A 20,415-nucleotide genomic window follows, 5' to 3' on the forward strand; every position below is an offset into this window, starting at 1 on the left:
ATCTGGGAGAGGCTATGGTCAGGCATAAAGTTGAAGGCGAACCAGACAGAGGGTCTGCCGATATGCTTTCCAGCACCCTTTCCGGCACTCCGGGGCCTGCCATGCTGCAATTTGCCGGGCCGGGCGCGAGCGTCAATCGCGGTTCAAACCAGATCGGCGTGCGTGCCTATAATGAGCGGCTGGTTCTGGCGCTTGTGCGCCGGCATGGCCAGCTTGCCCGCGCCGACATTGCCCGCCTGACCGGGCTTTCGGCGCAGACGGTTTCCGTCATCATTCGTGCGCTGGAAAAAGACGGCCTCATTACGCAGGGCGAACGGGTGCGCGGTCGTGTCGGCCAGCCTTCCATGCCGATGCGCCTTGCCGCCGACGGGGTTTTCTCCTTCGGTCTCAAGATCGGGCGGCGCAGCGCGGAAATCATCCTGATGGATTTTCTGGGCACGATCCGCGAACGGCGGCACATTACCTATCGCTGGCCTGTGCCGAGTGAAATCCGTCGTTTTGCCATCGACAGCGTCGCCGCTTTCACCGAAGCACTCGATCCCGGCAAGCGTGACCGCATCGCAGGACTTGGCATCGCATTGCCCTTCGAATTGTGGAACTGGGTCGAAGAAGTCGGTGCACCCGCCGAAGATCTGGATGCATGGCTCGGCGCTGATCTGGTCAGCGATTTTGCCAAGGCGTTTTCGTTTCCGGTCTTCGTGCAGAATGACGGCACGGCGGCTTGCGGCGCAGAATTGACCTTTGGTCGCGGGCCTGAATTCACCGACTTCGTCTATTTCTTTATCGGCTCGTTCATCGGCGGCGGTGTGGTGCTGAACAATACGCTCTATCCGGGCCGCACGGGCAATGCGGGCGCGCTCGGCTCCATGCCGATGCGGATGCGCGGCACGTGGGAGCGCGGCGAAACCTTGCAGCTCATCGATACGGCTTCACTGTTCGTCCTTGAACGCATGTTGCAGGAACGCAATCTGCCTTCCGACGATCTGTGGCTTTCACCGGAAAACTGGCGCAACTTCGGCACTCCACTCGACGAATGGGTGGCGCTTGCCGCACGCGGGCTGGCCCATGCAACGGTGGCGGCCGCCTCCGTCATCGACTTTCCCGCCGCCGTCATCGATGGCTGGCTGCCGGGCAATGTGCGCCACCGCATCGTGGAAGCGACGCGTGTGGAGCTTTCATGCCTCGACTTGCAGGGCCTGCGGGCGCCGAAGATCATCGAGGGCAAGGTCGGCGTTCATGCCAAGGCGATGGGCGCGGCGAGCCTGCCGCTTTCCAACCGCTATCTGTTCGACCAGAGCGTCCTGTTCAAGGATGCAGGCTAGAACCCTTGATGGCCTTGTCGATATCCTTCTTGGGGCCGTAAAGCGCAAGGCCGACCAGATCGGGCACGTCGGCATTTTCCGCCTTGAATACGGCACGGTTGGCGACATCATGCCCGGTCTCAAACATGGCCCGCACATAGGGCGCACGGATGAGATCGCGCTGGATCGATTGCTGCCATGCCCGTTGCAGGACATCTGGCGTCGCCGAGAAGATCAGCATCGGTTGGCCGAGCAGACGCGCATGTTTGCGGCCTGCCGCATCCTCATAAGGATCGCCCATGGCGTGCGGCACAGCGCCGGATATGCCGGTTGCGATGAAGGCGGTGACGTTGAGCTTCTGCCAGACAGGGAGATCGTGCAGGACAAGAATGGCTACTTTGGTATCGAAAATCATCGGTTCTTCCTCTTTTCGAGAGAAGACCTAGCCCTTTATGGCTGCAATTTCTGGAACGTTTGTGCGTCCCCGGCGATAGGCGGCGGGCGTCATGCCATAGGCGCGGCGGAACCAGCGCCCCATATGGCTCTGGTCGGCAAAGCCGCTGAGTGCCGCCGCCTCTGCCGGAGGCGTCTTTTCCCGCAACAGACGCCGTGCTTCGGCAAGCCGCAACTGCACCAGGAAGGCATGGGGCGATGTGCCGTATTCGCGCCGAAACCCGCGTGAAAGCTGGAAACGGTCGGCGGCCCCAACCGCTTCCGCCAGTTCATCAAGGCCGAACTCCTCGTCGAAGCGCGCCCGCAGATAGTCCATCGCACGGGCTGCGACCGGGTGCGGAGCCGAGCCTTTTTCTGTCGCCTCCTGCCCAAGATGCCGGGCAAGATGGTTCGTCACCTGATCGCGGCAGTCTTCGATCATCAGGCGCGGGCGACCGCATGGAACAACTGTTGGTCATCGGCCAGCGTCTCGCGAAAGCCGATATGGGCATCGTTGCCACCCATCGCGCTTCTGACCAGCGATTGCGGCATGTAAAGCATGTTATAGGCAAAACCGTCCGCCGCAACCGCCTGCCCGTCATGACGCTCACCCGGCTCGATGAGAATCACCCGCCCCGGAGTGCTCTGCCGCCGCCTGCCCCGGCAGAAAAAATCCTGCACGCCCGAATGGGTCACGCCGACGAGCCATTCGTCATGAAAATGCATGTCATAGGCATGGCTGTGAAAGTGGGCCGCCACCGCTTCGAGGCCGGTAGCGTCGTCGCGTTTCAGCCGCATCACGTCGCGCGGGCCATTGATGGGGCAAGCATTGTCGGTCATGGCAGAATTTGTAGCATGGCCAGCGACAACCACACAGTTTGTTATTTTCAATCAATAAGTTTGATCTATGTTGTCTTGCAATGACCGCAAATGCCAACACATTGACTGCTTAATTCATTTAATCGAACGGGAAAGATATGACCGTCAAGACAATCGCCACCACGCCATACCAGGACCAGCAGCCGGGCACTTCGGGCCTGCGCAAGAAGGTTCCGGTTTTCCAGCAGCCCAATTATGCCGAAAACTTCATCCAGTCGGTTTTCGATGTGCTGGAAGGTTTTGCCGGCAAGACGCTCGTGGTCGGCGGCGACGGACGCTATTATAACCGCGAAGTGATCCAGAAGCTCATCAAGATAGCCGCCGCCAACGGCTTCGGGCGCATCATGGTGGGTCAGGGCGGCATTCTTTCGACGCCAGCCGCCTCCAACATGATCCGCAAATACAAGGCTTTCGGCGGCATGATACTTTCGGCAAGCCACAATCCCGGCGGGCCTACGCAAGATTTCGGTATCAAGTACAATATCGGCAATGGCGGACCGGCACCGGAAAAGATCACCGAGGCGATCTTCGCCCGCTCCAAGGTGATCGACCAGTACAAAATTGCCGATGTCGCAGATGTCGATATCGACAAGATCGGCACGAGCCGGATCGGCGATACCGAAGTCGTCATCTTCGATCCCGTCACCGATTATGCCGAGCTGATGGAAAGCCTGTTCGACTTCGACGCCATCCGCTCCATGATCAAGGGCGGTTTCGGTCTCAAATTCGATGCCATGCATGCGGTGACCGGGCCTTACGCCAAGGAAATCTTCGAACGGCGTCTCGGCGCCCCGGAGGGCAGCGTCGTCAATTTCATTCCGTTGCCAGATTTCGGCGGTCACCATCCCGATCCGAATCTTGTCTACGCAAAAGATCTCTACGATCTTCTGATGTCTGATCATGCACCGGATTTCGGCGCGGCTTCCGATGGCGACGGCGACCGCAATCTCATTATCGGGCGCGGCATTTTCGTGACCCCTTCCGATTCGCTTGCGATGCTCGCCGCCAATGCGCATCTGGCGCCGGGCTACAAGGACGGCATCAAAGGCATCGCCCGTTCCATGCCGACCAGCGCCGCCGCCGACCGCGTGGCTGACAAGCTCGGCATCGGCATGTTTGAAACGCCGACCGGCTGGAAGTTCTTCGGCAATCTGCTCGACAATGGCAAGGTCACGATCTGCGGCGAGGAAAGCTCCGGCACTGGCTCCGACCATGTGCGCGAAAAGGACGGCCTGTGGGCCGTGCTGCTCTGGCTCAATATTCTGGCGGTGCGCAAGCAAAGCGTGAAAGACATCGTCGAGGAGCATTGGGCGCGTTTCGGGCGCAACTATTATACCCGCCACGATTATGAAGCGGTCGATTCCGATATCGCCAACAAGCTGGTGGCCGATCTGCGCGGCAAGCTTGCGAGCCTGCCCGGCACAACCGTCAACGGCCTCAAGATCGAGAAGGCCGACGACTTCGCCTATCACGATCCGGTCGACGGCTCGATCAGCCAGCATCAGGGCATCCGCATCTATTTCCCGGATGGCGGTCGTGTGGTGCTGCGCCTGTCCGGCACCGGCACGTCGGGCGCAACCATCCGCATCTATATCGAGCGCTACGAAGCAGATGCCACCAAGCACAATCTCGATACCCAAGAAACGCTGGCCCCGTTCATCGAAGCGGCAGAACAGATCGCCGAGGTGAAAAAGCGTAGCGGGCGGGCGGAGCCGTCGGTGGTTACCTGATTAGGGGAATAGGGAATAGGGAATAGGGAATAGGGAATAGGGAATAGGGAATAGGGAATAGGGAATAGGGAATAGGCTGATTGACGCGGAAACGCCTATCAAGTCCTTTCTTCACGTATTCCCCTACTCCCTTACTCACTTACTCCCCTAGTCAAAGACAATCGCCGGCGCGGGCTTTCCAGCCCCCTTGCCGCCCTTCATGTTTTCCCAGACCTTCCGGGCAATATCGCGATAGATGTTCGCGTGTTCGCTGTCCGGCTCCTTGACGGTGATCGGCGTGCCCGCGTCCGAATAGGCGCGCACATCCATATGTAGCGGCACTTCGCCCAGGAACGGCACATCGAGACGTTCCGCCTCCCTGCGCGCGCCGCCATTGCCGAAAATATCGTAGCGCGCGCCGGTGTCGGGCGCGATGAAGTAGCTCATGTTCTCGACGATACCCAGAAGCGGCACATCCACCTTGCGGAACATGTTGAGCCCCTTGCGCGCGTCGATCAGCGCCAGGTCCTGTGGTGTCGAAACGACCACGGCACCCGCCAGCGGCACCTGCTGTGCCATGGTGAGCTGTGCGTCACCGGTGCCGGGCGGCATGTCGACCACCAGAACGTCCAGTTCGCCCCAGGCAACTTCGCGCAGCATCTGCGTCAGCGCCGACATGACCATCGGACCGCGCCAGATCATCGGCGTTTCCTCATCGACCATGAAGCCCATCGACATGACCTTGAGCCCAAAATTTTCCATCGGCTTCAGAATGCGGCCCTCGACGGTTTCCGGACGACCGGAAAGGCCGAGCAGGCGCGGCATGGACGGTCCGTAAATATCGGCATCGAGAATGCCGACCTTCAGCTCGTTGGCGGCAAGACCGAGCGCAAGATTGACCGCGGTGGTGGACTTCCCGACGCCGCCCTTGCCCGATGCGACGGCAATGATCGCGCCAACGCCTGGAATGCCGGGCTTCGTCGCGGCACGCTGCGGTGGCGCGGGATGGCGGTGCTGTGCAGGTGCGGCGGCAGCCGGACGCACCTGATGGGTGGATTGCGGCTTTGGTGGTGGGGGCGCATCGTCGCTGGTACGTCCGCCTTTCTTTTCGGCGGTGAGCGTGACCAGCGCGCCGGTGACGCCCGGAATTTCCTTCACGGCCTTTTCAGCGGCAAGCCGCATGGGCTCCAGCGCATCGGCGCGCGCTGCCGGAACCGTGATGGAGAAGAAAACCTTGCCGTCGGCAATGAAGATATCCGATACCAGTCCGAGCGACACAACATCGCTTTCGAAGTCCGGCCCAGTCACGGTCTTCAACCGTTCCAGAACCTGTTCGCGCGTTACGCTTGCCATTTCGATTCCCTTGTCAGGGGAGTAAGGGAATAGAGAGTACGGGAGTATGTTCCTCGAAACGAACCCACCGCGTGACCACCTATTCCCTTACTCCCCTATTCCCATATTCCCTTACTGTTACTGCCTTATTCCCTTTTCACCAAGAGGCCAATGCCTCATTCAGGCTGCTTCCTCACAGACAGCCGTCTCGGGGCGATGCCCCATGAGGTAAAGCGCGCAGGTGGTGCGTAGCATGGATGCAAAATTCGGGATCGCGCCGTTGGCCTCCAGCGCTTCATCGTAGAGCGTCGAGATGAAGCGTGGTGTGGTCAGGTTCTGGCTGGCTGCGATCTCATCCAGCAGTCGCCAGAACGTCACTTCCAGTTGAATGCTGGTGGAATGACCACCTATGCGCACGGAGCGGTTGATCTGCCGGTAGCCTTCCGGGTCCTGCTCGGCGAAAACCTTGCACATGGGTTCCTCCATTCATTAAGAGCACGAACTTGGCTGTGGTAGCCGATTGCCACCACGCCGTCGTTTTTTCTTTCATAATCGACAACCAGCAAGACAATCGCAAGCCGCTTTTGACGAAGCGGCATAAGAAACAGGAGTAGCTTGTGGCTAAAGCCATCCATTCGATGATCCGTGTTCTCGATGAGGAAAAATCCGTTTCCTTCTACAGCCGAGCTTTTGGCCTCGATATCGCCGAGCGCATCGATTTCGAAACCTTCACTCTGATCTATCTGCGCAATGCCGAAGCCGACTTCGAAGTCGAGCTGACGGTCAACAAGGGGCGCACGGAGCCTTACAATCTGGGTGACGGTTACGGCCACCTCGCCGTGGTCGTAGACAATGTCGATGCGGAACATGCCCGCTTTACCGAACTCGGCTTCAAGGTCGGCAAGCTTGTCGATTTCAAGAATAACGGCGTGCAGCTCGCCCGTTTCTTCTTTGCCGAAGACCCGGACGGCTACAAGATCGAAGTTCTGCAGCGCGGCGGTCGTTACCAGTAATACCAGGGCGCTAAGATGCTGACGCATCACGCCCTGAAAATGCTCAATCGCCGCATGGGCTTAACCAAACCTCGATGAGTCGATCTCATTGAGGTTTGGTATAAGCCGCCCGGCACCTGTATCGCCTGCCATGGCCGAGAGGAGCGGCCACGACAGACGCCAGCGTTCCCGGTGGTAAAAACCTTCGGGTGCGCGCAGCCAGTCCATCCATTCCGGATGGGCAAGCAAAGGAGGAGAACCGAATGACAACCGTTTTCGACGGTCTTTCCACCCATGAAAAAAACAAGCTCTCCCGCCGCGACCTCTTGAAGCGCGGTGCAGGCCTGAGCCTTGGGGCCATGCTGGTCATCAGCGGCAATGCCGTTATCTGCCCGCAATTCGCATGGGCGCTTGAAACCACCACGCTCAAGCCCGAAACCATGGCGACACTCATCCAGCTCGCACGCGATATCTATCCGCACGACAAGCTGCCCGACCGTTTTTACGCCATTGCCGTCAAGCCCTACGACACGGATTCCGCCAAGGACGAAACGCTTAAAAAGCTGATCGAGGACGGCGTGACTGATCTGAATAAACGGGCCGGAACCGGGGGCTATCTGGGGATCGGCTGGGAGGAAGAGCGCGTCGCGATCCTGCGTGATATCGAAAAAGGCCCCTTCTTCCAGAAGGTGCGCAGCGGACTTGTGACCGGCCTTTATAACCAGAAGGATATCTGGCCGCTCTTCGGTTACGAAGGCGAATCCTATTCCCAGGGCGGTTACATCAAGCGCGGCTTCGACGATATCGAATGGCTTTAAGGGGCTGATCAAGCTCAACCAATTCAAAGCGGCACCACCGTCCTGCAAGCGCCTTGCGTTTTGCGGAAACGGCGAAGCATTGGGAGGAAACCATGGCTGCTCCATATGATCTCAAGGACGACAAGGTCGTCGTCATTATCGGCTCCGGCGCAGGCGGCGGCACGCTTGGCAACGAGCTGGCGCAGAAAGGCATTGACGTCGTTATTCTGGAAGCCGGAAAGCGCCACGAGTTCGAAGATTTCATCAATGACGAATGGGACAGCTTTGCGCAGCTTGCCTGGCTCGACAAGCGCACCACGTCCGGCGACTGGCGGGTCGCGAAGGACTTCCCAAATCTGCCCGCATGGATCGTGAAAGCCGTCGGCGGCACCACCACGCACTGGGCCGGCGCATCGCTGCGTTTTCAGGATTACGAGTTCCAGACCCTGACCCATTACGGCAAGGTCGAAGGGGCAAATCTGCTCGACTGGCCGATCACGCTTGCCGATCTGGAGCCTTATTATACCAAGGCCGAAGACAAGATGGGCGTGACGCGCACCAACGGCATTGAAGGCCTGCCGGGCAACAACAATTTCAAGGTGTTGAAAGCCGGTGCCGACAAGCTTGGCTACAAGGAATGCCATACGGGTCGCATGGCGATCAATTCCGCGCCGCGCGACGACCGCATGGGCTGTCAGCAGACCGGCTTCTGCTTTCAAGGCTGCAAATGGGGCGCCAAATGGTCGACGCTTTATACCGAAATTCCAAAAGGTGAGGAAACCGGCAAGCTGGAAGTTCGCCCCGAATGCACGGCGCTCAAGATCGAGCATAATGCGGCAGGCAAAGTGACGGGCGTGCTCTATGCCGACAAGGACGGCAAGCAACATCTGCAGAAAGCGCGCGTCGTCTGCGTAGCAGGCAATTCGATCGAAAGCCCGCGCCTGCTGCTCAACTCCGCCTCATCGAAATTTCCAGACGGGCTTGCCAATTCGTCGGGACAGGTCGGGCGCAATTATCTGCGCCATACGACCGGCTCGGTCTATGCCTCATTCGAAAAGCCGGTTCATATGTATCGCGGCACCACCATGGCGGGCATCATCCGCGACGAGGCTGCGCATAATCCGAAGCGGGGTTTTGTCGGCGGCTATGAGATGGAAACAATCTCGCTCGGCCTGCCCTTCATGGCCGCCTTCCTCAATCCCGGCGGCTGGGGGCGCAGCTTTACCTCGGCTCTGGATGACTATGTCAACATGGCGGGCCTGTGGATCGTCGGCGAAGACATGCCGCAGGAGAAAAACCGCATCACGCTGAGCAAGGACGTAAAGGACGAGCATGGCTTGCCCGTTCCCGATGTTTATTACGACGATCATCCGAACGATATTGCCATGCGCACCCATGCCTATGCGCAGGGCAAGGCGCTCTATGAGGCTGTCGGTGCCGTCCGCACCTTCCCGACGCCACCCTATCCGTCGACGCATAATCTCGGCACCAACCGGATGAGCGAAAAGCCGCGGGATGGCGTCGTGAACAAGCACGGACAAACGCATGACATCAAAAATCTGTTCGTTTCCGATGGCAGCCAGTTCACAACAGGCGGGGCGGAAAACCCGACCCTGACCATCGTGGCTCTCGCCATCCGACAAGCAGACTATATCGCGGAACAGATGAAGAAGCGGACGATCTAGAGCATGTCTCCCAAAAGTGGGAACCGGTTTTGGGAGAAAGACATGCGTAAAACAAACTGGTGCCCCCTGACGTCGCATGGGGCAGATAGGGCGAAAGCGCGAGCTTGTGAGCGCATCTGCTCCAATGTCCGGCCTATTCTCCCCCCGACCGCCCAAAAAGAGAACCGGCGCGACCAATTCGCGCCGGTTCTGTTTGATGCTTGGCAAAGACGGCCCTCATAGGCTAGGTAAACTCGGCTTGAATGGAGAAGCTTTGAGTTGAAGACGAGCATCGGCCAATATCGGGTGTCTCTGGCAATACGCATCTTGAGCGTATTCGCCCTGATGTTCGTCGCCTTTGCGCACAAGCCGGTCGACCTCAATGCCCTCGACAGCTATCAGCTTGCCCAATACAAACTGCCGGACGGAACCTACCCGGTTCTCTGCATCGGCGATCATAGCTCCGATCCGAGCCAGAAGGATCACGACAAGCACCTGAGCAACACCAGTTGCGAAGCCTGCCGGATTTCTTCAGCCTTCCTGTGCCCTGCGCCTGCGGGTTCCAGCAGCGCAGTCCCACATATTGCCATGGCAGACGGGATCGTGCCGCCGCAGCCCATCCTGCGGCACAGCACTTACCCACCCTCTGCACCGCCACAAGCGCCACCCCTCGCCTGAATATCCCATTTAGAGCGCGTTTCGATCTGATTGAATCCGATCGGTGCTCTGACTGCTTGTTTTAACGCGCATCTTGTCCCGGTGTGCCTTCCAAAGATTATTCAGGTTTGAAACAATGAAAAACTGTCGTCTTTTCGCCTCCGCCATCTCGATTGCCGCTCTGTGCGCTTCCGCCGGTATCGCCACGGCCCATTCCTCGCTCGACCAGAGCGAAGCCAAGGCGGGCAGCTTTTACAAAGCAACCTTCCGCGTTCCGCATGGCTGCGACGGCAAAGCCACGACCGAATTGAAAGTCGAGCTTCCCGAAGGCTTCATTTCCGCCCAGCCGCAGGTCAAGGCAGGCTGGAAGATCGAAACCGTCAAGGGTGACTATGCCCAGAGCTATAAGGTACACGGCAAGGATGTGACCTCGGGCGTCCGCGAAGTCCGTTTCACCGACGGCAATCTGCCTGGTGATTTCTATGACGAATTCACCGTTGTCGGGCAGCTTGCCAAATTCGACAAGGATACAACCCTGTCCTTCCCCGTGACGCAGGTCTGCGGAAGCGACGCTTCGGTTGCCTGGACGGAAGTGCCCAAGGATGGTCAGAACCCGCACGATCTTGCACATCCTGCGCCGCAACTGCTGGTGAAGGCTGCTGGTGCCGACGATGGTCACGGCGGGCATGGTGGACACGACAAGATGGGCCAGATGGACCATGGCTCCATGCAGGCAGCAATGCCGACGAAGCTTGGCGAACTGGAAATCACGGCGCCTTCGGTGCGCGCCATGGTCCCCGGTGCCAAGGTTGCAGGCGGCTTCCTGACCATCGCCAATGACGGCAAGGATGCCGACAAGCTGGTTTCCGTCACCACCGATGGCGTCAAACGCGTCGAAATCCACGAAATGTCGATGCAGAACGACGTGATGAAGATGCGTCAGCTTGAAGGCGGTCTGGATATTCCGGCAGGTGAAAAGGTCGAGCTGAAGTCCGGCGGCTATCACCTCATGTTCATCCAGCCGGAGAAGCCCTACAAGGAAGGTGAGAGCGTACCGGTAACGCTGGAATTCGAAAAGGCCGGCAAGGTCACGATCGATTTCCCCGTCACCGCACAAAGCGGTCAAAAGGGCGACCAGAAAGACGGAGAGCATTCGGGTCACTAAGCGAACCAGCCGTTTCCGGTAAACCGCGCTATCTGTGCGGTTTCGGGAAATGCCTGAAAGTTCAATCGCGAAGACCGATCCCTTAGCAAAAGGGCGAATGATCCGCGTCTCTCTCCTTCGCGCATTATGCGCCCGTTTGCCGCAACCGCTGCTCCCCCACAGCGGTTGCGTTCTTCGTTGAATGCTGTAAACATGACAATTAGAGTCTAGAATAATTCTAAATAATTGAAATCTAATATGATTTTAAAGTTGAGGAATTGACTCCAGATGAATTTTCATGCTTTATCCATGGTGCAAGTTCACAACCTTTGATGTCTGGGCCTTGAACCCTTTCGATTGGAGGACCAATGATTGGTCTCGGCGAATGCCGGTCCGCAAATGTCGACGGCCTGCCTTGGCAGCTCGGTCTCTTGCCGACCGGATATTGCAATGTGCGGGGGGAAACCGAACGCCCCTCGGCGGAAAAGCAGGGCTCACGCCCCGCATCTGTACGCGTGTCTTCATTGCGCAGCCTCCACGGGAGGCAGACATGAATATGCGCATATCCCAACTGAACGGTGCCAATAGTGCAGGCTATTTCGATCGCCTGCCGGAGAAGCTGGTGCTGGAAGGTTATCGCCGCTGGACGGCGGGTTTCGAGACGGGCTCGATCATCCCGTGGGAAATGACCTGGGGCCTCTATTCGGAAGTGCTTGGGCCTTCGGAAGCAAAACGTGCGGTGGGCGAGCTGTCGCATTTCATTCGCGTGCTGCGCCATTGTGCCAGTTGCCAGTTGCGCGCTTTCCCTTTCGACTCGCACCATGTCTGCCGCGAGGAATGCCTGACGCTGGGGCTGATTTCCGGCATCCAGAATCAGGACGCGCTGCTGCTCAATACCTGCCTTGAAGCGATTGCCTGTCATCGCCGCTGCGACGATGTGGCAGGGGCTGCACGCAATTTTGCCGACACGCTGGCTGATTTCGGCCAGACTTTGTTGCCAATACCGATCCATGCCATCGACAGCGCCTTGAATTTTACGCCGCGCGCGACTTTTCACTGATCGGCCCCAAATCAGCCTTCGGCCGGGAAAGTCCCAGCGTTTTGCGAATGAACGTGATTCCAGATTTTAAGTCGCCGTTACCCGGCGCAAGGAGATAGAAATGCAGGCCAGAACCGAACGACGCCTCGGCATTGCCGCCGCCCTCGTCCTGACCGCAGGAGCGTTTGTCATGCCGGGCGTATCCACCCAGATCGTGCAGAACGATGTTGCGCCGCAGAGCCAGATCCATATGGCTTCGGCAGAAAATCTGCGCGCCGAGCTCCGCCATTTCGTCAATCTCGGCGAAGCCATGCCCAAATCGGCGCGCTACGAATAAACGCATTTAGACTGAAATAGAAAAGGCCGCGCCGTATCTGGCGCGGCCTTTTTTGTAGCAAACCAATTGCTTATCCGACGATGATCGGGGCCTTGCCCTGCACGCGATTATAGAGATCGATAATGTCCTGGTTCATCAGGCGGATACAGCCGGATGACATGGACTGGCCGATCGACCACCATTCCGGCGAGCCGTGGATGCGATAGCCGGTGTCCTGCCCATTCTGGAAAATGTAGAGCGCGCGCGCTCCCAGCGGATTTTGCGGACCGGGCTCCTGACCGTTGCGGTATTTCGCCAGTTCCGGCTTGCGCTGGATCATTTCCGGCGGCGGCGTCCAGACCGGCCATTGCTTCTTGTACTGGACATTGGCGGTGCCCGACCATTCGAAGCCCGCCTTGCCGATACCGATGCCGTAACGCAGCGCTTCGCCGCCCGGCAGAACGTAGTAGAGAAGATGATCCTTGAGGCTGACGACGATCGTTCCCGGCGCCTGTCCCGTCGGGTCCGGCACGATCTGGCGGCGGAATTGCTTCGGCACTTTCTCGTACGGGATTGCGGGCAGTGAATACGGCCCTTCCTGCACGGCGGCGTACATGACATCCGGCGTCGTGATATCGCGATCAACACTGATCTGCGGACGCATCGGTGTGATCCCGCCCGTCGACATCGGATCGATATTCATCTGGAAGGCCGACATATCCATCGTTTGGTTACAACCGGCAGCACCGGTGAGGAGGATGGCGCCGGTGCCGAACAGGAAACGGCGGCGGCTCAGATCGTCAATGAACTTGGTCATGCAAATTACCCGGACACAAGGGTTGAAACACAGTCGCCAAGCGACCGCTGTACTCAACAGCAATTTGCGTTCTTATGGTTGAAGAACGGTTAAACAACTCGCGCAAACGTGTCTGAAAATTCCGTTTGAAAGCATAAATTGCAGTGAATGCGAAAATTTAATCGATTTAGAATCCAAGGCAAATGCGGCGAACATATGTATCGCGTGACTATTTGATGGCTTAAATGTGGCTTTTACGTGAAATCACCATTCTGGATTGCATCCAGATAGCAAAAGGCCGGGTCATGAAACCCGGCCTGGATTGCCTTCAATAATTTGCGGCAATCAATAATCTTTTTCGTAGAAGATACCGCCACTAGAATCGCCTTCAGCGCCCAGCGATCCCTTGGCTTTCAGGTTGCGGGTGATGTCGAGATTGACAGTGCCCTTGGTCGAGCCACCGGAACCTGCTTCAACGCCGAGATAGATATTGTCGCGGATATAGCGACCGGCGCGAACTGCCGTCTGGCCCTTGTCATCCGTCACGACATCGAGATCGTCGAGACCTGTTCCGGCGCGCAACTTGTTCATCAGCGAGTTGTTGGAACCGCCCGCAAGTTCTGCCGCCGCAGCGGCAAGCTGCGCGATCTGGAACGCCGACAATTCGCCGATGGAGCGCTTGAAGATGAGCTGGGCCAGCACTTCATCCTGCGGCAGTTCCGGTGTCGACGAGAACTTGATATCGAGATTATCGACTGTACCCGTCACCGTCACGATTGCAGTGATTTCATTGCCTTCCGAACGCGCAACGAAGTTGAGCTGCGGATTGAGATCACCCACCAGCGTGACATGGCCTTCATCGAAGGTAATGCGCTGACCGAGGATACCGATGCGACCGCGGATCATGTCGAAGGAGCCAACCGGCTTAATGTCGGTGACCGGTCCCGTCAGGCGAAGACGTCCGCCCAGCTCCGTATCAAGACCGCGACCGCGCACGAAAATCTGGTTGGGTGCGTTGATGAGAACATCGAGGCGCGGCACGGTCGGACGCGCTGTCGGCGTCGGCACCCGGCTGCGGCGCGTTTCGACCTTGGCGCGATCAAGCGTCACCTGAACATTCTTCGGCGTGTTCTTGTGGCGAACCGGGACATAGGCTGCGCCGCCGCCGAGATTTTCAGGCACCGAGATTTCTGCCCTGTCGACATCGATGCGGCCTGAAATCAGCGGATCGCGCATCAGCGGTCCATTGATCGTGATCCCACCGTCGACGGTCGCCACGACCAGCTTGCCGTCGGCATAGCGGGCGCGATTGAGCTTGATCTCGATATTGGCCGGGAAATTCGCTTCCGCATTGGTCGAAATCGTACCGCTGGCGGAAACCGATCCGCCACTGCCAAGCGCCGCATTGACCTGGCGCAGCGTGACGGTTTCTCCGTCCAGGCTGCCCATGACATTGATGTTGTTCAGGCGGACATTGGTGTCCGGATCGACAAAGGTTGCGCCATTGGTGGAGAACATGCCGCGCAATTGCGGACGGTTGAAGCCGCCCGAAACGCTGGCCGTCAGCGTCAGCGTACCGTTTGCCTGCGCACCGCGATCCGCCAGGAAGCGGTTGGCGAGCGCCAGCGGAATGCTGCCATTGACATTGACGCCAAGCCCCTGCCCCGAAAACGGCACCTTGCCATTGGCGGTAACATTGAGGCCGCGCGGACCATCGACGGTCAACGACGAAAAATCGATGGCCATTGCCGCATAGCTGCCTGCTGCCTGCAGGGTCAGAGGCGCAAGCCCGTTATCGCGCAACGGCTTGGCCGCAAGACCGGTGCCGCGCAGATTGAACGTCGCCGCAGGATTGGTGAGCGGCCCGGTAACACGTGCCGTTCCTGTCACATTGCCAGCCAAATCCTGTCCCTTGACCGCACCGTTCAGCGCCGTCAGCGGAAGATTGGCGAGATTGACGTCGATGGCAAGATCACCTTTGCCAAGTGGCACGCCGCCATTGGCGCGCACATCGATGCCGCCGCCTCCGGTTACATGCGCATCGACATTGAGCCGATTATTGGCCGAAGTACCCTTGGCATCCGCATTGAGAGCTGCAATGCCCTGCTTTTTAAGCTCGGCTGCGGTCACGCCGCGCGCCGCCATGTCGAAGGCGACATCGGGCGCTTCTTTCGTGCCGGTGATGCGAGCCATGCCGTTGATCGTGCCGCCCAGCCCCAGTTCCGGCTTGAACGTATTGGCGAGAGCCAGCGGCAGGTTGGAAAGGGCAACCGACAGATCGAGACGACCATCGACCACGCCATTGACCTTGACCTGACCGGCACTGGCATCCGCGCCTGTATTGATGATGATATCCCCGAAGGAGATTTCCTCGCCCTTCATGGAAATGGTGGCGGGCGCGGCCAGATTGGCGCTGAGCGTGCCCTGCTTCACATGGGCCGAAGCGAGCCCCAGTTCGAAACCGCCATCCTTCGGTTCCAGCGAACCGGCGGCACTGGCGACCGTGCCGATCTTCAGCTTGGTGTTGGCAGTAAAATCGGTCTTCGACCCGGTTGCGTTGGCCTTGGCATCGAAACTGTCGATGCCGAACGTGCCGACCATGATGTCGCGCGCCGCAGCATTGCCGTCAACCACCGGCACCCCGAACAGGTCCTTTGCCGTCAGGGCAATGTCAGCCGAGGTGATATGATTGCCATTGACCTTGATGTCCTTGGCATTGGCTGTAACGATTGCGTTCTGGCGGCCGTCATTGGCGTCAAGCGTGATGTCGGCATTGGCCGCACCGGTTGCCTCTGCCAGCGCCAGGGCTGCAGCCGTGGAAATATCCGGCGCATCAAGCTTCAGCGCGCCGGTCAGGAGACCTTTCGCCGTCTGGGTGACATTGCCCGAAAGATGCGCACCGCCTGCATTGAAGACGAGATCGGTCAGGCGCTTTTCGTCATTGACGATGTCGATCAGCGTTCCAAGATCGACACGCTCGCCATTGAGGAATGCGCTGCCAGCAAGCTTGCCGGAAAGGGCAGCACCTGTCTTTGCATTGCCGTCAAGCATGGCATTGAAATCAAGGCCGCCTTCGGAAAGCTTGCGTCCGGCCAGCGTGCCTTCCGGCGCATCGGCGCGCAATGCGAGTGCGATCAGCTTGTCGTCGCCGCGGGCGCTGCCCTTGACTGTCATCCGGCCCGATGCCTGATCCGAAAGAAGCTTGAGATCGGACAGCATGACGCCAAAATCAAAACTTGCCTTGTCGGATGCAAAGGAACCATTGGCGGTGATCTCGCTCAACTCATTGCCGATGCGGAAATCACGCGCCGAAAAACCTTCCGCGCTGCGGCCAAGAGCACCGCTGAGATTGACGGCACCGTCGAGAATGCGGTCAACCGCTTCTGTGCCGGTGCGCATGTTCTGCGCCGTGCCGTTGAGGTCGAGCTGGAATGCGCCGCTGACCGGGCGAACAATGCCCTTAGCGTTGACATCGATACTGCCTGCAAGGTCACGGTCGGCCAGAGCGCCGAACGGCGCAAGGCTTGCAATCTTGGCAGCGATATCGCCATTGAAGGCAAAATCGTCAATATTGCCCTTGAGGTCGAGGCTGAGGCCGTTACCGGCAATATTGGCCTGCGAAAGCTCGACCGGCGAACCGGCGCGCCATGCGCCGTCGATGGCAAGCGCAATCTTGCTGCCAAGCGCCTCGGCGATTTCCGCACGTTCTGCCGAAATGCCTTCCATCCCGCCATTGACCTTGAAGGTGATATGGCGATTGGCGGCATCGCTCAGGTTCTCGGCAACGCCGCCCATGTCGAGGGCGATGCTCTGGGCGGAAATCGTTGCGTTCTTGAGACCGGCAATGGCAAGCGTTCCCGTCCAGTCATTGGTCGGGCGATCACCGTAAGCGACCTGGAACTTTGCATTGTCGATATAGGTTTCAGCGCCCTTGACCGGCAGGAGGACACGACCCTTGCTTTCATCGGCAATGGAAGCGTCGATGCGCAGCTTGTTCAGGAAGCGGTCATTGCCGGTTTCAGCGGAGGCTTTCAGTTTCAGCGCGGCGCTGTTCAGCGCCAGATCGTCGAGACGGAAACCGCCTGCATCCTTGAGGAGGCCGTCGGCGGAAAGAACCGTTTCGGCACCGAAGAAATCGCGGAACACCGGCGGCACCAGAACCGCAATCGGGCCATTGAAACGGGCAGAGAAAACACGTCCGCCATCGGGCGCCTCACCTTGCCGGTTGAGCGCGAATGCGCCTGTCAGCGTGCGGCTGCCATTGGTATCAAGCGCAAGATCGACCTTCAGCTCGTCAAGCGGACCAGCACCGGTCAAAGTCAGATCGACCGGAGGGCGGCCATCGATATTCAACAGGTTGGCGACAATGCCATTGGCCGGTTCCGAGACTTTCAGGTCGAGATCGACCTTCTGGTCGGCATTGGCATAGGCCGCGCGAAGAGCGAAATTTCCGCCCGGACCGTCGAGACGCTTGAAGTCGAAATTGGAATCCAGCGAACCATCGGCAAGCGACAGGCTGCCATTGGCCGACACTTCCGATTCAAGACCGAAAATGTCCGGCCCGAAATGCAGGCGCGCAATGGCAAGCTGGTCGAGATTGATCGAAATCGGCAGGTCCGGCAGGCTGAACGTCGACGATTCCGGTGACGGCAGGCTGTTGTCAGGCAACGGCTTGCGAATGATATCGATGCGCTCGGCGGCCAGCGACTGGATGCTGAGGCGACCGACGAGAAGCGCGGTGCGACTCCAGTTCAGCTTGGCATTCTCGATGCGCAGCCAGACGCCTTCGCGGTCGGCAATGGTGATCGAGCCGACGGTTGCTTCCGAAGACAGAACGCCGCTGATGCCGGAAATGGAAATGCGGCGGTTCGGCGCGGAAAGCTGGCTTTCCACGAAGGAAAGGAAATAGGATTTCTCTTCTTCTGCTGGCGCTTCTGCCTGCTCCTGTTCAGAGGCTTGTTCTTGAGCCTGAGCGGGAACTTGAGCTTGAGCCTGCAACTGCTTCTGCTGTTCCGGCCAGCCGAAGATGACTGCCGTGACGGCGAAAGCGACGAAGGCGATGATTGCGAGAAATCTGGTCAAAACGCCTGTCCTATACCTACGTACAAGCCATAGCTCGGATCACCCGAGCGGCGGTTGAGCGGAACAGCGACATCAAGGCGGATCGGTCCGAGACCGGTCAGATAGCGCAGACCGCCACCGACGCCGACACGCATTTGTTCCGAGAAATCGGGAAACGACTTTTCGCCGACATAACCGGCATCGACAAATGCGACCGCGCCGATGGAATCGGTGATGCGGGTGCGCACTTCGCCATTGGCCTCAACCAGCGAACGCCCGCCGATGATCTCGCCATTGCCCGCGCTGACCCCGATATTGCGATAGCCGTAACCGCGAACCGAGCCGCCGCCACCTGCCAGGAAGAGCTGGCTCGGCGGCAGGTCTTCGATAGAGGCACCCACGATCGAACCGACCTTGACGCGACCTGCGAGGATCACGCGATCCTTTGCGCCAAAGCCGTAATAAGTGCGGCCTTCGGCAGTGAAACGGGTGGCGAAATTGCCGTACTGAAATTCGTAGAAGGGCTGGATATTGCCTTCCAGATAGAAGCCCGAACTCGGGTCCGGCTTGTTGTTGCGGCTGTCATAGAGAAGATTGCCCTCCAGTCCCGCCGTCGTGAAGCTGCGCGAACCGAAGACGTCGTCGTCAAAGTGGCCCTGGCTCGCCTTGGCATAGAGCGCACCTGACAATTCGTCGCTGAATATCTGCGTGAAGCCGGTCTTCGCATTGATCGAGGTTTCGGTATAGGCATCCAGCACTTCGCGCTTGGCGTCGAGTGCGGCGACAAAATCCGTATCCGGCGTATAGACGCCCGGCTTCGTGAAGCTTGTGCCGACGAGATAGGTAAAATTCTTCGGATCGAAGGAATTGTCCTGCGTGCCGCCAATGCCGCTGATCTTGGCGTCGAAACGCAGGCGTTCGCCGCGCCCGAAAAGATTGCGATGCATCCAGTAGCCGGTCAGACCGAAACCGTCGATGGTCGAATATTCGGCACCGAAGCCGAAACGGCGCGGCTTGCGCTCCTGCACGTTGAGCGTCATCGGCAGGCTGCCATCCGGCTCGATCTTTTCGGCTTCCTCGAAACTCATGGCGCGGAATACTTCCATGCGACCGAGACGCTTCTTGGCTTTCTCGATATCGTCCGGATCGAATTCCTGACCCTCTTTCAGCCCGGTCATCCAGGCCACGAATTGCGGGTCCATGCGCGCCGTTCCGACGACGCTGACCGGGCCGTAATGCGCCTTCTGGCCGGGGTCGAGCGAAACATCGGCGGAAACGCGATTATCTGCATGGTCGGCGACGATGTCCTCGCCAGTAACCCGCGCTTTCGCATAGCCCTGCTGGCGCCATGCCTCGACGGCAAGGCGTTCGGCCTTGATGACCGTGCCGGATCGCGCCACCTGTCCGGGCGCGAAACCAGCATCTTCAGGGGACTGCACCTTATCGCGTTTGTTGACCGGTGGCGGCGCAATATTGGAAATCGCCGTGCGCGAGAACAGGAATTGCGGGCCGGGATCGACGGTGATCGCAACCTTGGCATCATTGGGGATTTCCGCGTCGGGCGGAATGTCGTTTGCCTCGCGGCCGTCAACGAGAATAGAAATCGTGCCGCCATAGCGGCCCTCGCCATAGAGCGCGGCCAGAATGCGACGATAATCGCCGCGCGCCTTCGCCAGCAGACCAGCCGAGCCCGAAGCCGGTTTCTCGGCATCCGATACGAGGCCTGAAGCGCCTTCAATGGTGGATTTCAGATCGGCTTTCGTGCCGTCCGCATTTTTGCGGTCGCCCGTAGTCGTGACCTCGACCGTGTAGGTCTTGGGATCAATGATATCGGGATCTTCCTTCTTGTCCTCGCCCCACAGACGAACACCGAAGATCTCGAACGCCAATGCAGGCGACATCGCGAAGGAGGAAAAATGCGCCGCCAGCAAAAGCACGGCGATGCCCCTTCCCTGTATCGTCCTGTTACTCCAAGTCATACGCGCTACTGTCCGGTTCCTGTCTATGCGGTCGCCTGGCGGCGTCCCGTTCATCACCCCCAAGCCCAGGACGATTCAGGGATTACCATAGGGAGAACGGAAGTCCAAGCAACAACGCTAGATATGGACCATTTCAGTCAATGGAGTATTAACGTTACCACACCATTGCAATTTCCCGCGTTGATTGAAACTCTTGCATTAGCTTTCCGCATTAATTGCGGAAGGGTGGACAGAAAATCATAACGGCTCGCCGGCGGGGGTGCTGCCGACGAGCCGCTCATCAGGTCATTGGGAGGAGGGAGGAACGACCTGATCAA

17 protein-coding genes are annotated in these 20,415 nt (G+C 58.7%); 9 read left to right on the forward strand and 8 right to left on the reverse strand.

Annotation, left to right across the window (positions count from 1 at the left end):
* The first annotated feature begins 62 nt into the window (after positions 1–62).
* On the forward strand, positions 63–1,322 hold the full coding sequence (locus tag ACYSN1_RS06730) for an ROK family transcriptional regulator (RefSeq protein WP_461725291.1): 1,260 nt from the start codon (positions 63–65) through the stop codon (positions 1,320–1,322).
* Here ACYSN1_RS06730 and ACYSN1_RS06735 read toward each other — a convergent pair.
* From ACYSN1_RS06735 to ACYSN1_RS06745, 3 genes are read right to left on the reverse strand one after another with little or no spacing between them, the layout of a single operon-like run.
* Positions 1,306–1,716, reverse strand: a complete 411-nt coding sequence (locus ACYSN1_RS06735) for a DUF2000 family protein (protein WP_461724936.1) — start codon at positions 1,714–1,716, stop codon at positions 1,306–1,308. The genes ACYSN1_RS06730 and ACYSN1_RS06735 overlap by 17 nt on opposite strands.
* Before the next feature lie 27 nt (positions 1,717–1,743).
* Positions 1,744–2,175: a helix-turn-helix domain-containing protein gene (locus tag ACYSN1_RS06740; protein WP_461724937.1), complete on the reverse strand. Its 432-nt coding sequence runs from the start codon at positions 2,173–2,175 to the stop codon at positions 1,744–1,746.
* Entirely contained in the window at positions 2,175–2,573 is a 399-nt protein-coding gene (locus ACYSN1_RS06745) for an AraC family ligand binding domain-containing protein (protein WP_461724938.1), read from the reverse strand. The genes ACYSN1_RS06740 and ACYSN1_RS06745 overlap by 1 nt, the downstream gene beginning before the upstream one ends.
* 137 nt (positions 2,574–2,710) lie before the next feature.
* Here ACYSN1_RS06745 and ACYSN1_RS06750 point away from each other — a divergent pair, with 137 nt between their 5' ends.
* The gene (locus tag ACYSN1_RS06750; protein ID WP_461724939.1) at positions 2,711–4,342 is read left to right on the forward strand and encodes an alpha-D-glucose phosphate-specific phosphoglucomutase; all 1,632 of its coding nucleotides are present in this window, start codon (positions 2,711–2,713) and stop codon (positions 4,340–4,342) included.
* Between the two features lie 147 nt (positions 4,343–4,489).
* Here the strand turns inward: ACYSN1_RS06750 and ACYSN1_RS06755 are convergent, their stop codons facing one another.
* Both ACYSN1_RS06755 and ACYSN1_RS06760 read right to left on the reverse strand, forming a co-directional pair.
* On the reverse strand, positions 4,490–5,674 hold the full coding sequence (locus ACYSN1_RS06755) for an Mrp/NBP35 family ATP-binding protein (RefSeq protein ID WP_461724940.1): 1,185 nt from the start codon (positions 5,672–5,674) through the stop codon (positions 4,490–4,492).
* A gap of 159 nt (positions 5,675–5,833) precedes the next feature.
* Positions 5,834–6,127, reverse strand: coding sequence for a ribbon-helix-helix domain-containing protein (locus ACYSN1_RS06760; RefSeq protein WP_461724941.1), 294 nt, complete (start codon positions 6,125–6,127; stop codon positions 5,834–5,836).
* Positions 6,128–6,270: 143 nt separating this feature from the next.
* Here ACYSN1_RS06760 and ACYSN1_RS06765 point away from each other — a divergent pair, with 143 nt between their 5' ends.
* The 7 genes from ACYSN1_RS06765 to ACYSN1_RS06795 all read left to right on the forward strand — a co-directional run bounded on the left by ACYSN1_RS06765 (position 6,271) and on the right by ACYSN1_RS06795 (position 12,283).
* Positions 6,271–6,666 carry a VOC family protein gene (locus ACYSN1_RS06765; RefSeq protein WP_461724942.1) on the forward strand — a complete coding sequence of 132 codons (396 nt, stop codon included), beginning with the start codon at positions 6,271–6,273 and terminating at the stop codon, positions 6,664–6,666.
* A gap of 242 nt (positions 6,667–6,908) precedes the next feature.
* The gene (locus ACYSN1_RS06770; RefSeq protein WP_461724943.1) at positions 6,909–7,463 is read left to right on the forward strand and encodes a gluconate 2-dehydrogenase subunit 3 family protein; all 555 of its coding nucleotides are present in this window, start codon (positions 6,909–6,911) and stop codon (positions 7,461–7,463) included.
* A 92-nt stretch (positions 7,464–7,555) separates the two neighbouring features.
* Positions 7,556–9,127: a GMC family oxidoreductase gene (locus ACYSN1_RS06775; protein WP_461724944.1), complete on the forward strand. Its 1,572-nt coding sequence runs from the start codon at positions 7,556–7,558 to the stop codon at positions 9,125–9,127.
* Between the two features lie 258 nt (positions 9,128–9,385).
* Positions 9,386–9,784 (forward strand): hypothetical protein, encoded by a 399-nt coding sequence (locus ACYSN1_RS06780; RefSeq protein WP_461724945.1) that lies wholly within the window; start codon positions 9,386–9,388, stop codon positions 9,782–9,784.
* A gap of 115 nt (positions 9,785–9,899) precedes the next feature.
* On the forward strand, positions 9,900–10,928 hold the full coding sequence (locus ACYSN1_RS06785; RefSeq protein ID WP_461724946.1) for a DUF1775 domain-containing protein: 1,029 nt from the start codon (positions 9,900–9,902) through the stop codon (positions 10,926–10,928).
* A 529-nt stretch (positions 10,929–11,457) separates the two neighbouring features.
* Positions 11,458–11,967: a hypothetical protein gene (locus tag ACYSN1_RS06790; RefSeq protein WP_461724947.1), complete on the forward strand. Its 510-nt coding sequence runs from the start codon at positions 11,458–11,460 to the stop codon at positions 11,965–11,967.
* Between the two features lie 100 nt (positions 11,968–12,067).
* A complete protein-coding gene (locus ACYSN1_RS06795) occupies positions 12,068–12,283 on the forward strand; it encodes a hypothetical protein (protein ID WP_061344745.1) in 216 nt (71 codons plus the stop codon).
* 70 nt (positions 12,284–12,353) lie between these two features.
* Here ACYSN1_RS06795 and ACYSN1_RS06800 read toward each other — a convergent pair whose 3' ends face one another.
* The 3 genes from ACYSN1_RS06800 to ACYSN1_RS06810 all read right to left on the reverse strand — a co-directional run bounded on the left by ACYSN1_RS06800 (position 12,354) and on the right by ACYSN1_RS06810 (position 20,098).
* Entirely contained in the window at positions 12,354–13,079 is a 726-nt protein-coding gene (locus tag ACYSN1_RS06800; RefSeq protein WP_461724948.1) for a L,D-transpeptidase, read from the reverse strand.
* 324 nt (positions 13,080–13,403) lie between these two features.
* Complete coding sequence (locus ACYSN1_RS06805; RefSeq protein WP_461724949.1) at positions 13,404–18,140, reverse strand: translocation/assembly module TamB domain-containing protein; 4,737 nt, start codon at positions 18,138–18,140, stop codon at positions 13,404–13,406.
* Positions 18,137–20,098 carry an autotransporter assembly complex protein TamA gene (locus tag ACYSN1_RS06810; RefSeq protein ID WP_461724950.1) on the reverse strand — a complete coding sequence of 654 codons (1,962 nt, stop codon included), beginning with the start codon at positions 20,096–20,098 and terminating at the stop codon, positions 18,137–18,139. The genes ACYSN1_RS06805 and ACYSN1_RS06810 overlap by 4 nt, the downstream gene beginning before the upstream one ends.
* Positions 20,099–20,415: the final 317 nt, after the last annotated feature.

The sequence above is a fragment of the Brucella sp. LJL56 genome, from assembly GCF_054871705.1.

Excerpts from the sequence above, each read along its gene's own strand:
- ACYSN1_RS06730 (WP_461725291.1), top strand. The coding sequence starts at position 63 with ATGCTTTCCAGCACCCTTTCCGGCACTCCGGGGCCTGCCATGCTGCAA.
- ACYSN1_RS06735 (WP_461724936.1), bottom strand. The coding sequence starts at position 1,716 with ATGATTTTCGATACCAAAGTAGCCATTCTTGTCCTGCACGATCTCCCT.
- ACYSN1_RS06740 (WP_461724937.1), bottom strand. The coding sequence starts at position 2,175 with ATGATCGAAGACTGCCGCGATCAGGTGACGAACCATCTTGCCCGGCAT.
- ACYSN1_RS06745 (WP_461724938.1), bottom strand. The coding sequence starts at position 2,573 with ATGACCGACAATGCTTGCCCCATCAATGGCCCGCGCGACGTGATGCGG.
- ACYSN1_RS06750 (WP_461724939.1), top strand. The coding sequence starts at position 2,711 with ATGACCGTCAAGACAATCGCCACCACGCCATACCAGGACCAGCAGCCG.
- ACYSN1_RS06755 (WP_461724940.1), bottom strand. The coding sequence starts at position 5,674 with ATGGCAAGCGTAACGCGCGAACAGGTTCTGGAACGGTTGAAGACCGTG.
- ACYSN1_RS06760 (WP_461724941.1), bottom strand. The coding sequence starts at position 6,127 with ATGTGCAAGGTTTTCGCCGAGCAGGACCCGGAAGGCTACCGGCAGATC.
- ACYSN1_RS06770 (WP_461724943.1), top strand. The coding sequence starts at position 6,909 with ATGACAACCGTTTTCGACGGTCTTTCCACCCATGAAAAAAACAAGCTC.
- ACYSN1_RS06775 (WP_461724944.1), top strand. The coding sequence starts at position 7,556 with ATGGCTGCTCCATATGATCTCAAGGACGACAAGGTCGTCGTCATTATC.
- ACYSN1_RS06785 (WP_461724946.1), top strand. The coding sequence starts at position 9,900 with ATGAAAAACTGTCGTCTTTTCGCCTCCGCCATCTCGATTGCCGCTCTG.
- ACYSN1_RS06790 (WP_461724947.1), top strand. The coding sequence starts at position 11,458 with ATGAATATGCGCATATCCCAACTGAACGGTGCCAATAGTGCAGGCTAT.
- ACYSN1_RS06795 (WP_061344745.1), top strand. The coding sequence starts at position 12,068 with ATGCAGGCCAGAACCGAACGACGCCTCGGCATTGCCGCCGCCCTCGTC.
- ACYSN1_RS06800 (WP_461724948.1), bottom strand. The coding sequence starts at position 13,079 with ATGACCAAGTTCATTGACGATCTGAGCCGCCGCCGTTTCCTGTTCGGC.
- ACYSN1_RS06810 (WP_461724950.1), bottom strand. The coding sequence starts at position 20,098 with ATGACTTGGAGTAACAGGACGATACAGGGAAGGGGCATCGCCGTGCTT.